The 13029-nt window shown below is 59.8% G+C and carries 13 protein-coding genes; 11 read left to right on the top strand and 2 right to left on the bottom strand.

Features of this window, described 5'->3' with window-relative positions:
* Positions 1 to 32: 32 nt before the first annotated feature.
* On the bottom strand, positions 33 to 1502 hold the full coding sequence (locus tag GM655_RS00180; RefSeq protein ID WP_229632318.1) for a peptidylprolyl isomerase: 1470 nt from the start codon (positions 1500 to 1502) through the stop codon (positions 33 to 35).
* A gap of 77 nt (positions 1503 to 1579) precedes the next feature.
* Positions 1580 to 3853: an LPS-assembly protein LptD gene (locus GM655_RS00175; protein WP_155432643.1), complete on the bottom strand. Its 2274-nt coding sequence runs from the start codon at positions 3851 to 3853 to the stop codon at positions 1580 to 1582.
* 98 nt (positions 3854 to 3951) lie between these two features.
* Here GM655_RS00175 and GM655_RS00170 point away from each other — a divergent pair, with 98 nt between their 5' ends.
* From GM655_RS00170 to GM655_RS00120, 11 genes are all read left to right on the top strand, one after another.
* The gene (locus GM655_RS00170; protein WP_155432642.1) at positions 3952 to 5028 is read left to right on the top strand and encodes an aminoglycoside phosphotransferase family protein; all 1077 of its coding nucleotides are present in this window, start codon (positions 3952 to 3954) and stop codon (positions 5026 to 5028) included.
* Between the two features lie 9 nt (positions 5029 to 5037).
* Positions 5038 to 5763 carry an N-acetylmuramate alpha-1-phosphate uridylyltransferase MurU gene (gene murU, locus GM655_RS00165; RefSeq protein WP_155432641.1) on the top strand — a complete coding sequence of 242 codons (726 nt, stop codon included), beginning with the start codon at positions 5038 to 5040 and terminating at the stop codon, positions 5761 to 5763.
* A 17-nt stretch (positions 5764 to 5780) separates the two neighbouring features.
* Positions 5781 to 7115, top strand: a complete 1335-nt coding sequence (locus GM655_RS00160) for an aminopeptidase P N-terminal domain-containing protein (protein ID WP_155434031.1) — start codon at positions 5781 to 5783, stop codon at positions 7113 to 7115.
* A 135-nt stretch (positions 7116 to 7250) separates the two neighbouring features.
* Positions 7251 to 8348 carry an FAD-dependent monooxygenase gene (locus GM655_RS00155; protein ID WP_229632421.1) on the top strand — a complete coding sequence of 366 codons (1098 nt, stop codon included), beginning with the start codon at positions 7251 to 7253 and terminating at the stop codon, positions 8346 to 8348.
* A gap of 35 nt (positions 8349 to 8383) precedes the next feature.
* Entirely contained in the window at positions 8384 to 8896 is a 513-nt protein-coding gene (locus tag GM655_RS00150; protein WP_155432639.1) for an arsinothricin resistance N-acetyltransferase ArsN1 family B, read from the top strand.
* Positions 8897 to 9232: 336 nt separating this feature from the next.
* Entirely contained in the window at positions 9233 to 10087 is an 855-nt protein-coding gene (locus GM655_RS00145) for a lysozyme inhibitor LprI family protein (RefSeq protein WP_196308672.1), read from the top strand.
* Between the two features lie 126 nt (positions 10088 to 10213).
* Positions 10214 to 10660 (top strand): YcxB family protein, encoded by a 447-nt coding sequence (locus tag GM655_RS00140; RefSeq protein ID WP_155432637.1) that lies wholly within the window; start codon positions 10214 to 10216, stop codon positions 10658 to 10660.
* Between the two features lie 36 nt (positions 10661 to 10696).
* Complete coding sequence (locus tag GM655_RS00135) at positions 10697 to 11131, top strand: hypothetical protein (RefSeq protein WP_155432636.1); 435 nt, start codon at positions 10697 to 10699, stop codon at positions 11129 to 11131.
* Positions 11132 to 11200: 69 nt separating this feature from the next.
* Positions 11201 to 11710: a hypothetical protein gene (locus tag GM655_RS00130; protein WP_155432635.1), complete on the top strand. Its 510-nt coding sequence runs from the start codon at positions 11201 to 11203 to the stop codon at positions 11708 to 11710.
* A 343-nt stretch (positions 11711 to 12053) separates the two neighbouring features.
* Complete coding sequence (locus tag GM655_RS00125; RefSeq protein ID WP_155432634.1) at positions 12054 to 12272, top strand: hypothetical protein; 219 nt, start codon at positions 12054 to 12056, stop codon at positions 12270 to 12272.
* Between the two features lie 266 nt (positions 12273 to 12538).
* Positions 12539 to 12967 (top strand): hypothetical protein, encoded by a 429-nt coding sequence (locus GM655_RS00120; RefSeq protein ID WP_155432633.1) that lies wholly within the window; start codon positions 12539 to 12541, stop codon positions 12965 to 12967.
* The last annotated feature ends 62 nt before the right edge of the window (positions 12968 to 13029 follow it).

The raw sequence follows: 13029 nt of genomic DNA, 5'->3' as shown, positions 1-13029 counted from the left end.
CGGATCAGCAGGACGGGACCAGCCAGCCCGCCTTATTTGGCGGGGTTGCTGCCGTCTTCGGTACGGAATTCGACATAGGCGCGGTCGCGCACTTCACGCTGCCAGCTTTCCGCCTCTTCTTCCATCTTGCGCTCGCGGATAGCCTGACGGGCATTGTTACGCTCGCGCTCCTTGGAGACATCGTCGCTCTTGCGTTCGAGGACTTCGATCAGGTGAATACCGAAGCTGGTTTCTACCGGATCGCTGACTTCGCCGATCTTCAGATTGTTCATGGCCGTTTCGAATTCCGGCATGGTATCGCCCGGATACAGCCAGCCCAGATCGCCGCCCTTGGCAGCGGAACCATCGTTCGATACCAGACGCGCCAGATCTTCGAACTTGGCCGCCTTGTTATCCAGTCGCTCTTTGAGTTCCAGCAGCTTGCGCTTGGCATCGGCCGCGCTCATGGTCGGCGTGACCTTGATCAGAATGTGGCGCGCGTGGGTCTGCTGCACGGCAGCCACGGCCTGTGCTTCGGCCAGACTGCGGCGCTCGGACACCTTCAGAATGTGGAACGCGCCCACGCTCTTGATGATAGGCGTGACCTGACCGGGTTTCAGCTTGACCAGCGCTTCCGCGAACACCGGCGGCAGACGCTCGGGCTGACGCCAGCCCACCACGCCGCCTTGCAGCGCATCGCTGGAATCGGAATAGGTACCGGCCATCTTGGCGAAATCGGCGCCGGTGCGCAGTTGGCGCATCACTTCTTCGGCGCGGGCACGGCGCTGGGCGATCACTTCGGCCGTGGCATTGTCCGGAATCCGGATCATGATCTGCGAAATATTCAGCTCGAACTGCTCGGCTGCCGCCGCTTTTTCAGCCGCCAGGAAGCTGTCCACCTCGGCATCGGAAATCTGGATCTTGGCATCGACTTCATGCTCGCGCAGACGCTGCATGATGATCTCTTCGCGGATCTCTTCACGGAAGGCCGCGTAAGGCATGCCGTCTTTTTCCATCTGGTTGCGCAGATCCTGCACGCTCAGCTTCTGTGCTTCGGCGATACGGGCAATGGCGCGGTCGAGCTGCAGGTCATCGACCCGCACGCCCATCTCCTTGGCCATCTGCAGCTGGGCGCGTTCCACGATCATGCGCTCGAGCATCTGGCGGCGCAGGTCGGCCGCATCGGGCAGGGCCACGTTCTGCGCCTTCATACGGCCGGTCACGGTCTTGATACGGTTATTCAGTTCACGCTGGGTGATCACGTCATCGTTGACGACCACCACGATGGAGTCGATCGCCACATTGCCCGATTCGCCGGGCGGCAGGAAACCTTTGCCATCACTCTTGACGGCTGGCTTGGCCGCCAGCGTGGCGGCCGGTGCTGCGCCAGCAGCCGGTGCGGCCACTGGTGCCGCAGCAGGTGCGGCGGCCGGCTTTTTGCCGAACAGGCTGCAACCGGCCAGCGCGCTGCTGCACAACAGCAGCGCCAGAACTTTCATCGGGATGGGACGGGCATTACGCATGGTAGAAGCTCAACAGTCAGTAGTCATCAATCAAACAGCACCGGCCATCCGGATCGGACAGCAGGCGCCGGGGTTCCTTAACGGCCATAGCCTTCGTTTAAACGCTGGTAACCAGGAATACTATTTTTCATCGCTTCGAGCGGGCTGCCCACACCGAGGTGGGACAGGCCGTTCAGCTCCAACTGGAAGAAGATCGGCGTGGAAGCCTTGGTCGAAGTCGTCACGAAACGCTGCGCGCCCATACGGAACACCCAGCAGTCGCTGTTGTACTCGAGACCGATCAGACTTTCCAGCACTTTCTTATCCTGCACCGAGTAGCTAACGCGGCCTACACCATACCAGCGCTGGAATATCGGCCACTGGCTCGACACATCAATATTTTTGAAGCTGTTACGCAGATAGCGGTAGCCCAGATTCAGCACCTTCTTCTGACCCGGCAGCCACTGCACGGTATAGCTCTCCGATACCACGCGGCTCTGGCTGGGGCTGTACTGCACGGCGCTATCGAAGCCCCAGGTTTCGGCGATGCGGCCCGTTGCTGCGAGCAGCATGTCGGAGCGTGCATCGACTACCGGCGTGGTGGAATTGAGCTGCACGCGCTGGTCGCGGAAGTAGAAGCGCTGGCCGAAGGCGAGGCGCAAGGCTTCCGCCCCCGCTTCATTCAGGAAGCGCGACACCAGTGCCGCCGTGAGCTGGTTGGCGTCGCCAATACGGTCGGAACCGACGAAACGGTTTTCGCTGAAGATCTGGCTGAAGTTGAAGGTGGCCGCATCCGTATCGAAGGTCGGGAAGCGGCTCTGGTCGCGGTACGGCGTATTCACGTAGAACAGGCGCGGCTCCAGCGTCTGCGTGACTTCCTTGCCCCCCAGTTGCAGCGGGCGCTCGAATACCAGCCCAGCATCGACCGACAGGGTCGGCACGGAACGCGACAACTGCTCGGCCTTGCTGCCGGTGGTTTCGTTGGCATCCAGATCGTAGCGGGCCAGATTCACGCTGGCCTTGGGCGTGATGAAATAGCTGGCGCCGATAATCGGATAGCTGAGCTGCGGTATCGCCACCATACGGGTGCCGCGCAGCAGGGTCGGGTGGTAGAAGCGCGTCAGTTCGCTGTCCATGGCCCAGTCGAAGCCGCCCGCCACATCGTACTGGGCGGCGTGGAAGTTAATTGCCGGCAGACGGTCGTAAGGACGCGAAACGAACAGGCTAGGATCAACCACGGATTCCGGATCCTGCAGCACCTGATACTTCTGCACGCGTGCCGTCAGCGTCCAGAACTCGCCATGGTAGTCGGTGCGCAGCTCGCGCAGCAACTGGCGTTCCGTCGAGCTGGACACCGTCTTGGAGAAGTCATTGGGATAGTTGTTATCCGAGGCCGCGCGCACCTGCCAGCCATACGACCAGTCGTTGCTCAGCTCCTGCGTATGGTGCGAACGCACGCTCCAGCGGTCGGTGGAACCGCCCGGCGTGGAAGGAATGTACTGCTTGTCGTGCGGCAGAAATTCCAGATAGGTTTCGCCCTGATACAACCCGCCCTCGGTCTCGCCCAGATAGCGGCCATTGGCACCGAGCTGGAAGCCGCGGCGCGGAATGATTTTCGGGTACAGCGTCAGGTCGCGATTCGGCGCGATATTTAAATAGTACGGCACCGTCAGTTCAGCCGCGCCTTTCGAACCGAAGCCCGGCATAGGCGAGAGCCAGCCGGAACGGCGTGCACCGGACAGCGAGAACGATAGCGCTGGCGTGCCCAGTATCGGCACATCCTTGAAGTAGATGATGGTCTTGCCCGCCGTGCCCACGTCACGCCCCGAATCAAGGTTCAGGGTATTCGAGCGCAGATACCAGTCCGGATTGGCACTCTGGCAGGTGCTGTAGGTGCCGTTCAGCACCAGCGCCTCGTCTTCATTGAGGAAGTTAATGCGTTCGGCCTTGCCCTGCGCATGGTTGGTCTCCATGCGGTAGGTCGGGTTGAGCATATAGCCCTGCCCCGTATCCATATTCATCTGCAGCTCATCGCCGGTGAAATAGTCGCCGAAGCGCCAGATGCGCACCTTGCCCTCGGCATGCACTTCATCTTCCACTTGGCGGTAGCAGGCCGTGTCGGCCTTTACGCGGGTCTGGTCCTTGACCAGCTCCGCATCGCGGGTCAGGGTGACTTCGCGCTCGGGACGGCCGGTAATGTCTTCCGCCTGGATCACCGTCACGGCCGCCTTGTTCTCGACCCGCGGCGCGCGCGTCTTGCCGGGCACGCTCTGGGCGTAACCGGGCACGGACGTTACCGTCACGATGGCAGTCAGGGCATAGGCCCAGCGGGGCGAGGTAGAGGGGGGCAAAAGCCAGCGCAGGCAACTCATGAAAAATAAGGGCGTACCACCATGACAGGCGATTTTTTAATCTGAATCCCTTATTATAGGGGAATCTTCAGTCTATACCGGTTTCCGCCGTTCGCTCCATGTCATTATTACAGAATTTACCATCTGATACGCCTGCTAACACCGCTGCTAACACCCCCGATCTGCGTCTGGCCGCTCTCACCGAGTGGCTGGCCGGCTTGAATGTGGTGGCTGCGGCCAGTGCGCGCGCGGCATCGGCCGACGCCAGTTTCCGCCGCTATTTCCGCCTTGACGTGTTGCCAGAACAGCAAGCCGTGCTGGGCAGCACGCTGATCGCCATGGACGCGCCGCCGGAACGCGAAAACGTGCTCGCTTACGTCAAGGTCGCGGAAATGCTGCGTCAGGCCGGCGTGAGCGTGCCGCGCATTATCGCCACTGATTACGAACGCGGCTTCATGCTGCTGTCCGATCTGGGCACCACCACCTATCTGCAGGTGCTGGACCACGATAACGCCTCCATTATGTACGCCGAAGCGCTGGAAGCCCTGAGCCGCTTCCAGCTCACCAGCGCGCCGGACGTGCTGCCCGAATACGACCGCGCCTTCCTGCAGCGCGAAATGGCGCTATTCCCCGAGTGGTATATCGGCCGCCACCTGAACGCCACCCTGACCGACGCTCAGCAGAAATCGCTGCAGGGCGTGTTCGACGCGATACTGGCCAATGTGACGGCGCAGGCGCAGGTATTCGTGCACCGCGATTTCCATTCGCGCAATCTGATGCAGATCGACGTGGGCAATCCCGGCGTGCTGGACTTCCAGGATGCGCTGTACGGCCCCATGACCTACGATCTGGCCTCGCTGCTGCGCGACGCCTATGTGCAGTGGGATGAAGAACTGGTGCTGGACTGGGTAATCCGCTACTGGCAGCATGCCAAGTCGCTGGGCCTGCCCGTGGCTGCCGACATCGACGACTTCTACAAGGATTTCGAGTACATGGGCCTGCAGCGCCATCTGAAAATCCTCGGCCTGTTCTGCCGCCTCAACTACCGCGACGGCAAAGCCCAGTATCTGGACGACCTGCCTACCGTGCTCGAATACGTGCGCAAGACAGCCGGCCGCTACCCTGAACTGAAACCCCTGCTACGTCTGCTGGACACGCTGGAAAACAAGGCGCCGCAAGTCGGCTACACCTTCTAAGGGGCGGCCATGAAAGCAATGATCTTCGCCGCCGGTCGCGGCGAGCGCATGCGCCCGCTGACGGACACCACGCCCAAACCGCTGCTGGTGGTACGTGGCCGTCCGCTGATCGTCTGGCACGTGGTGAATCTGGTCAAGGCAGGGATTACCGAAATCGTCATCAACCACGCCCATCTGGGCGAGCAGATCGAAGCGCTGCTCGGTGATGGCAGCAAATACGGCGCCAGGATTCAATACTCGCGCGAAGGCACGGCGCTGGAAACGGCCGGCGGCGTGGCCGCAGCGCGCCACCTGCTCGGCGAAGAACCGTTCCTCGCCATCTCGGCCGACCTGTACATCCCGCAGTTCGATTTCACCCAGGTGCTCGACGTGCTGCACGATAAAGACCTGTGGGGCAATCCTTATCCGGCCGAAAAGCGCGATGTGTGCTGGCTGTATCTGGTGCCGAATCCGGACTTCCATCCGGACGGCGATTTCGGCCTGACCCTGTACACCGTGAATAACGACGGCACGCCGCGCTACACCTTCGGCAATATCGGCGTCTACCGCATGGAGCTGTTCGACGGGATCACGCCGGGCAGCCACGCCAAACTGGGCCCGCTGCTGCGCGAAGCCGCCGAGCGCGGACAGGTAGGCGGTGAAGTCTACACGGGACCATGGCACAACCTCGGCACCGTGCAGCAACTGGAACAACTCAACGCCCCGCTGTCGCCGCGGCCGGCGTCCATCCAGTGAACAGCGCGGCCAGTCTGATGGCCGCCTGCGCGGCGCGCCGTAGCCGCCTGCTGGCGCAACTGCCGGCCGGCGCCATCGCCGTGCTGGCCACGGCACCGGAAGTGGTGCGCAACGCCGACAACGAATACCCGTACCGCCACGACAGCGATTTCTACTACCTGAGCGGCTTCACGGAACCGGACAGCGTGCTGGTACTGGTGGCGGCGCGTGCCGACAGCGCCGCACAGGCCATTTTGTTCTGTCGCCAGAAAAACCCCGAACGGGAAATCTGGGATGGCTACCGCTACGGACCGGAAGCGGCCCGCCTAGCCTTCGGCATGGATGCCGCCTACGCGATCGAAGACCTTGACAGCGAAATGAGCCGCCTGCTGGCCGATGCACCGGCCCTGTACTACCCGCTGGGCGGCAGCCTCGATACCCAGGTCAAAGTCTGGCGCTCGGCCCTGCGCGCCCGCGCCCGCACGGGCGTAACGCCGCCCGATAGCGCGGTCGACCTGCTGCCCCTGCTGGCCGAACTGCGCCTGCGCAAGGATGCCGAAGAACTGGCCTGCATGCAGCGCGCCGCCGACATCTCGGCGCAGGCCCACCTGCGCGCCATGCTGGCCACGCGGCCCGGCATGTACGAATACGAAGTGGAAGCCGAACTGCTGTACGCCTTCCGCCGCAGCGGCGCACAGGCACCGGCCTATAACTCGATTGTCGCCAGCGGCGAACGCGCCTGCGTGCTGCACTACAGCGCCAACAACGGCTTGTGCCGCGACGGCGAACTGCTGCTGATCGACGCCGGCTGCGAATACAACAGCTATGCGGCCGACATCTCGCGCACCTATCCGGTGAACGGCCGTTTCAGCGCTGCGCAGCAGCGCCTGTACGAACTGGTACTGGCTGCACAAGCGGCTGCGCTGGGCGTGATCGCACCGGGCCGACCTTACGCCGACATGCATCAGGCAGCCGTCAAGGTGCTGGCACAAGGCATGCTCGATCTGGGACTGCTGCAGGCCAATGTGCACGGCACGGTCGACGACGTGATCGCCAACCAGCACCACCAGAAATTCTACATGCACGGCACCGGCCACTGGCTAGGGCTGGACGTGCACGACGTGGGCCACTACCGCGACATCACGGCCGCCGACAAGCCCTCGCGCCCGCTACAGCCGGGCATGACGCTGACGGTGGAGCCGGGCATCTACGTGCGGCCCGCGCCGGACGTACCCGAGTGCTACTGGAATACCGGCATCCGCATCGAAGACGATGTGCTGGTGACGGACAGCGGCTACACCATCCTGAGCGCTGCCGCGCCCAAGAGCGTGGCCGATATCGAACATCTCATGCAGCAGCGCCCCACCCCTTAAGCTGATGCAGCAACCCGAAATGCAGCAATCATGAGTACTACCCCGAATTCCAGCGATAACCACCGCAGCCCCGCCAACGCCGCAAGCGGCCGCACAGACTACGACGTCGCCATCTGCGGTGCCGGACCGGCCGGCATGGCACTGGCCCTGCTACTGTACCAGCGCGGCATGGCGGCAGATCGCATCGCCCTGATCGACGCCCGTTCACTGGCGCAGGCCAGCGACGATCCCCGTTCGCTGGCACTGGCGTGGGGCAGCCGCCAGATCCTCGATGCCATCCACGCATGGCCTGCCGTGGCCACGCCGATCGAACAGATCCACGTTTCACGCCGCGGCCAGTTCGGCCGCAGCCTGATCGACCGCAGCGAGCACGATCTGCCGGCACTCGGCTACGTGACCCGCTACGGCGACATCGTGACAGCACTGGGCGCCGCCTGCCTGAAGGCTGGCATCCCCATGTTGCGTCCTGCCCGCGTAGAGAATATCGACGAACAGGCCGACCATGTGCGCGTGGTGCTGGCTGGCGACGTACCCGCCGTACGCGCAGCCATCGTGGTGCAGGCCGAAGGTGGCCTGTTCAGCGATCAGGCCAGCCGTTCGCAGCGACGCGACTACCAGCAGAGCGCCGTCATCGCACAGGTCCGCGCCGACCGCCCCATCGCGGCGCGCGCCTACGAACGCTTTACGGAACAAGGTCCGCTGGCCCTGCTGCCGCAGGATCAAGGCGGCGCTGCCGGCGAATACTCGCTGGTGTGGTGTCTGCGTCCCGACGAAGCGGCGCGCGTGCAGGCACTCGGCGACGCCAGCTTCCTCGCCGAACTCGGCGCCGCCTTCGGCAGCCGCCTGGGCCGCTTCGTACACGCCACGCCGCGTTTGGCCTTCCCGCTCGGGCTGAACGCCGACCCGCGCAGCACGGCACGCACGGTCGCCATCGGCAATGCAGCGCAGACGCTGCATCCCGTTGCCGGACAAGGCCTCAACCTCGGCCTGCGCGATGTCGCGGTACTGGCCAAGGTGCTGGCACAGGGCGCCGATCCGGCCCATCTGGCGCAGTTCACCGTACTGCGCGAGCAGGATCGCCAGACCACCGTGCGCATTACCGATACCATGGCGCGCATCTTCGCCAGCACTTCGCCGCTGCAAAGTTTGCTGGGCCTGTCGCTGACCGCCATCGACCTGGTACCACCTGCGCGCAATATGCTGGCCGAACTGCTGATGTACGGCCGCCGCTAAGAACCTGAAAAACCTGCCGCTCAAACGGAGAAAAAATGATCATTCGTGACGCCGTTGCCGATGACGCCCCAGCCATAGTCGCCATCTATAACCACTACGTGCTGACCACGTCCATCAGCTTCGAAGAGCAGGCAGTAACGGCAGCCGAGATGCAGCAGCGCATCGCCGACGTGCAGCGCGGCGGCCTGCCGTGGCTGGTGGTTGAAGTGGATGGGGTGCTGGCGGGTTATGCCTATGCCACCAAATGGCGCGTACGTCATGCCTATCGCTTTTCAGTCGAAAGCTCGGTGTATCTGGCGCCGGATACCGCAGGCAAAGGCCTGGGCACGGCGCTCTATCAGCAACTACTGGCACGCCTGACGGCTGGCGGCTACCACCTCGTCATCGGCGGTATCGCGCAGCCGAATCCGGCCAGCGTGGCGCTGCATGAAAAAATGGGCTTCGAAAAAGTCGCCCAGTTCCGCGAAGTCGGCTTCAAATTCGGCCGCTGGATCGACGTCGGCTACTGGGAGAAAACACTTGCCGCGCCCACGCCAGCGACACACTAGGCAGCCACTGCTGCACCTATCGGCGCCAGCCTTCTTCAGGCTGTGATAGCCATTGTGACAATCTGAGAATTTTTCGCGCGCGCGAATTGCTATGCTGCGGTGTCTATCCCTTGCCGGGTTCGACCACCTGCACGCTGGCCTTGCTGCCTGACCTCGCCCATCATTTTCGGCGTCATGGTTTCAGCAAACATTTGCTCGAATTTATTCCGGCCGAAACCTGATAGACCACGTGTTGCGATATGCAGTTGCTAGCGCACCGAGACGCACGATCATCACCAAGAGCTGGGCTTGGCCATCCAAGCTAATACACCGACTTACAAGGTCTAAGGAATGCTAATGAAGGTTTATCCCTTAAAAATTCAGGCTATCGCATCGGCCTTGGTTTTTCTGCTGATCTCTGACAGCGCAAGTGCTGGTCCGGCGACGTCACCAACTGCCTGGCTGCTACAGTACGAAGGGAAGTCAACCAACCAGCTCATATGGGATAAGCGCTTCGTTGCACTGGTGAACAGCCGAGTTCCACCCGCCTTATCCGATAACGTGGCGATGGCACTCGGCGGCCCGCCGGATCCGGTTGTCGTCGAAGATCACCGCTATGTCAGCATGTCGGCCTGCCGCCCGCATAGCTGTACAGAGAAAGGCTTCCTATGGATAGATGCCGAAACTGGCATGGGCATAGGGGCGTTTCATGTACCTGGCACCCTCAGGCTAGCATCCAACAGTCTATCTGCAGCCAACATTCCCCCTCAGGCAAAGCTGGCTCTGAGCTCCTGGATTTATGAGCAGAGCATGAGCGTCGAGTACATCGAATTTATCGACCGTTCTGGCGCAAAAGTTGAGATGCCGCCTAAGTCCTTTAGCTGGAAAGAGAAATTTCAGCCACCATCGACTGGCCCTGCGTTTGATTGCACGATGGCACAGAGCAAAATTGAAAAAACCATCTGCGCCGATACAGGGCTTGCAGCGCAGGATCTCGCAGTAAGCGAGCTATACCATAGTATCCGCCTCGGTAGCGGCACGACCGGTGTGCAGGAGGAGCTACGGAGCTTGCAACGCAAGTGGCTGCAACAGCGAGACCGCGAGTGCCTCAATGTAGACAACCTCGTCGACTGTCTGAAGGATCAATACACGGCGCAATACAAGCGCTTAAACAATTGGCTTCCTGCTTCTGCTCATCGTCCGCAGAGCTAGACCAAACAAATACCCGGACGGCTTTCTGTTCCGATTTTACCAACCGCTAGGTGAGCGACCGGTGAAGTGATCGGCAGTGCTGCTGGCTTCACCCATTCATGTATGGACTCAAACAGGAGTATCCACTTGCAAGTTGTCCAACCTGCCCTTGCGTCGCTGCGTTTCCACGTCAGCTACCGGCTAGGCGAATACCTGGGTATCGTCACCTCCCACGTAATTGCTGAATTAACGCGCCGCAAAATTGAACAGGGAAAAAAGATAAGCCTTTTAGATATCCTCGTTCTACGTAGCTGTTTGCTTCTAGTTATCCCGCCTATATTTATGTTCAAAGTGCTAAAAGTCGGCGCTTGCGATTTTCATTTTGACGACGCAGGAATAACTCGGCGTTCGAAGGGCGGAGAGTTAGTCGTACCCTGGGCCGAGGTTATAGCCATTCATACTTACCCAGTGGGATATCTGTTTGCACAAAGCGACGGTGCGATGCCGGTTCCTTTTCGGGTTCTAAGTGATGAACAGCATGCTCTATTGAAGAACTACATCGTTCGGCATCAGCCCTCCGGCGGGCCAAGCTGAAAACGGTCTACATCCCCCAATGATTATTCAGATGTTATGCGAATTGATACGACGAATTTAGGGAAAAAGGCGCGCGCATTGCTTGCCATCCTGGGTGCATGCACCTTACTGATGCAGTTAGGTTCCTTTGCGCTGCGAGCCATAGCGAGCCATACGCACGATCTTGTGAGCGAGACCATATCGCCAGACGGCCAGTATCGCATGGTCGTTACAGAAGACCTGGTTGGATTTCCAGGGCAAGTCTGCATCAAAGACGTTTACATCATCCGTGCTCGCACATCGTCGCATAGCGTGGACGAGGATAAACTTATTTACTCGGGGGCTTGCAATGGTTTACTTGGCATAAAGTGGGGCGCTAAGGGCATTGAAGGCACTCTTAGCGTTGCCAACGCAGTGGATGGGGTCGCAGCGGTCACAATCAGACAGTATGCGGCTGAGGGCATGGTGCGCGTGATCTGGTCTTCGATGTAGCTGAGGTTGCGAAGTCGGCCTGCCGCAGACCCGAATACCACGTTAAACCGCTTATACGGAAAGCATTTCTTGAATACTCCTACTCCAACTTTATCCCACCAAGACATTGAAGAAGAGTCCTTGCTTCACATAGTCTGTCCAACGCAAAAGCGGCTGCTTCCTGTGCTGTTGGCTGGCTGCTGGTGTCTGATGTTTATTCCTGCCATAGCCAGGCATCTGAGCGGGCCATCGCAAGATTACGCCTATGCGTGGCTTGCTATCACGCTCTCAACCGGAGCGCTATTTGCCATCCTGCTGTATCGAAGTTATGTCTTCCGTGATGAGCTATGCATAGTCCGGGGGAGTAGCGCGCCTAAGGCATATAAATTTTTACTGTCAGCCGAAACCATACGTGCAGTGCGCGTTCTACCAAGCGCTCAAGCATGGTCGTCAGAAGGGAAGTTGGAGAGTCTTGGACTGAGTGATGGACGGATCGAAATCGAGACTAGCACTCAGTCGTTTCGTTTTGGTGCCGGCTTAGATGAATACTCGACGCACAACACGGTAAACAAAATACTGCGCTTCTGTGGACTCAACTGATATACGCCGCTACACGTAAAGTGCGCTATGCAGCGACTTCAGATGCTTGGACAGGGTATCGGCGGTCAAATCGATGCGAACAAAGTTTGATCGCCGAGTATATCCATGCGCATGGATGTATCTAGCTGGATGGATGCAGCAGTGTTCTCGGGGTCAGCTCAGTTCTCGGGGTCAGCTCTGTCATTCGGACATGTCGTACAAAACTTTAATCCATATCAATATGTGAAACAGTCGAATTTGCGTGTTAACATTGATCAAAGAATGGCGTCCGATGTCCAAATGACAGAGCTGTCCCCGAGACCCGCGGATGTCCAAATGACAGAGCTGTCCCCGAGACCCGAAGGTGCTGGCACAGGGCGCCGATCCAGCCCATCTGGCCCAGTTCACCATTCTGCGCGAACAGGATCGCCAGACCATCGTGCGCATCACCGACACCATGGTGCGCATCTTCGCCAGCACTTCGCCGCAGCAAGGTTTGCTGGGCCTATCGCTGACCGCCATAGGCCTCGTACCAACAGCGCGCAGTATGCTGGCCGAACTGCTGATGTACGGCCGCCGCTAATAGACAGAGAAATGAAAATACGTGACGCCATTGCCGATAACGCACTAGCCAAGCACCTCGCCCAAAGCTCCCCCCCTCTTTCCCGCCTCGTATAGCAAACCTTCTGCGTTTTCCACTTAAGCCCTCTTATTTTCTCTCCTTTCCACTTATTTTCTCTGCATTCAAGTCTAGTCTTTCGTTTGAGCTAAAACAAAAGCCCATATCAGCAAGCAGAGAAAATAAGAAGGAAACAGAGAAAATAAGAGTAAATAAGAGGAAATCGCAGAATGTTTACCACAGTGATCGCCCAAGTGGATCCCGACACCCTGCGACGGCTGATCCAGCACATGCAGCGTCACGGACAGCCTCCTGACGTCAGTGCTGCAATCAACACCGCGCTGAAATTCTGGCTGGATGAAAGTGTCAAACTTGCGTCCGAACCTAGTGCTGCCAGACAGCGCGGCTATCAGTGGAAAACCGTCTTTTTACCTGAGGGCACCATCCTGCGCTCATGGAGCTACGGCGAGCATAACTATGCGGAAGTCATTGGCGATCAGATCATTCATCAGGGTCGTTCCGTCAGCCCCAACCAGTTTGCCCGTTCATTCGCACGCAGCATGCGCAACGCCTGGATAGACCTCTCAATCCGCCGGCCTGGCGAACACCACTACACCATCGCCAGCCGCCTGCGCGACGAATCACTGAAGAAGGACTAGCCCCCCTCGCACCGCCATCTGCTATCAGCGCGACTAAACCAGCAACAAGTCACGCGATCCAC

This window comes from Pseudoduganella danionis, assembly GCF_009720775.1.
Classification (GTDB): domain Bacteria; phylum Pseudomonadota; class Gammaproteobacteria; order Burkholderiales; family Burkholderiaceae_D; genus Rugamonas; species Rugamonas danionis.
Note: the sequence above shows the minus strand (reverse complement) of the source record. Positions and strands in the feature narration are given on the sequence as shown.

What these genes read in the sequence shown, in the direction of transcription:
- GM655_RS00155 (WP_229632421.1), top strand. Translation starts at nt 7,251, where the DNA reads ATGGCACTGGCCCTGCTACTGTACCAGCGCGGCATGGCGGCAGATCGC.
- GM655_RS00145 (WP_196308672.1), top strand. Translation starts at nt 9,233, where the DNA reads ATGAAGGTTTATCCCTTAAAAATTCAGGCTATCGCATCGGCCTTGGTT.
- GM655_RS00175 (WP_155432643.1), bottom strand. Translation starts at nt 3,853, where the DNA reads ATGAGTTGCCTGCGCTGGCTTTTGCCCCCCTCTACCTCGCCCCGCTGG.
- GM655_RS00150 (WP_155432639.1), top strand. Translation starts at nt 8,384, where the DNA reads ATGATCATTCGTGACGCCGTTGCCGATGACGCCCCAGCCATAGTCGCC.
- GM655_RS00170 (WP_155432642.1), top strand. Translation starts at nt 3,952, where the DNA reads ATGTCATTATTACAGAATTTACCATCTGATACGCCTGCTAACACCGCT.
- GM655_RS00135 (WP_155432636.1), top strand. Translation starts at nt 10,697, where the DNA reads ATGCGAATTGATACGACGAATTTAGGGAAAAAGGCGCGCGCATTGCTT.
- GM655_RS00180 (WP_229632318.1), bottom strand. Translation starts at nt 1,502, where the DNA reads ATGCGTAATGCCCGTCCCATCCCGATGAAAGTTCTGGCGCTGCTGTTG.
- GM655_RS00160 (WP_155434031.1), top strand. Translation starts at nt 5,781, where the DNA reads ATGGCCGCCTGCGCGGCGCGCCGTAGCCGCCTGCTGGCGCAACTGCCG.
- GM655_RS00120 (WP_155432633.1), top strand. Translation starts at nt 12,539, where the DNA reads ATGTTTACCACAGTGATCGCCCAAGTGGATCCCGACACCCTGCGACGG.
- murU (WP_155432641.1), top strand. Translation starts at nt 5,038, where the DNA reads ATGAAAGCAATGATCTTCGCCGCCGGTCGCGGCGAGCGCATGCGCCCG.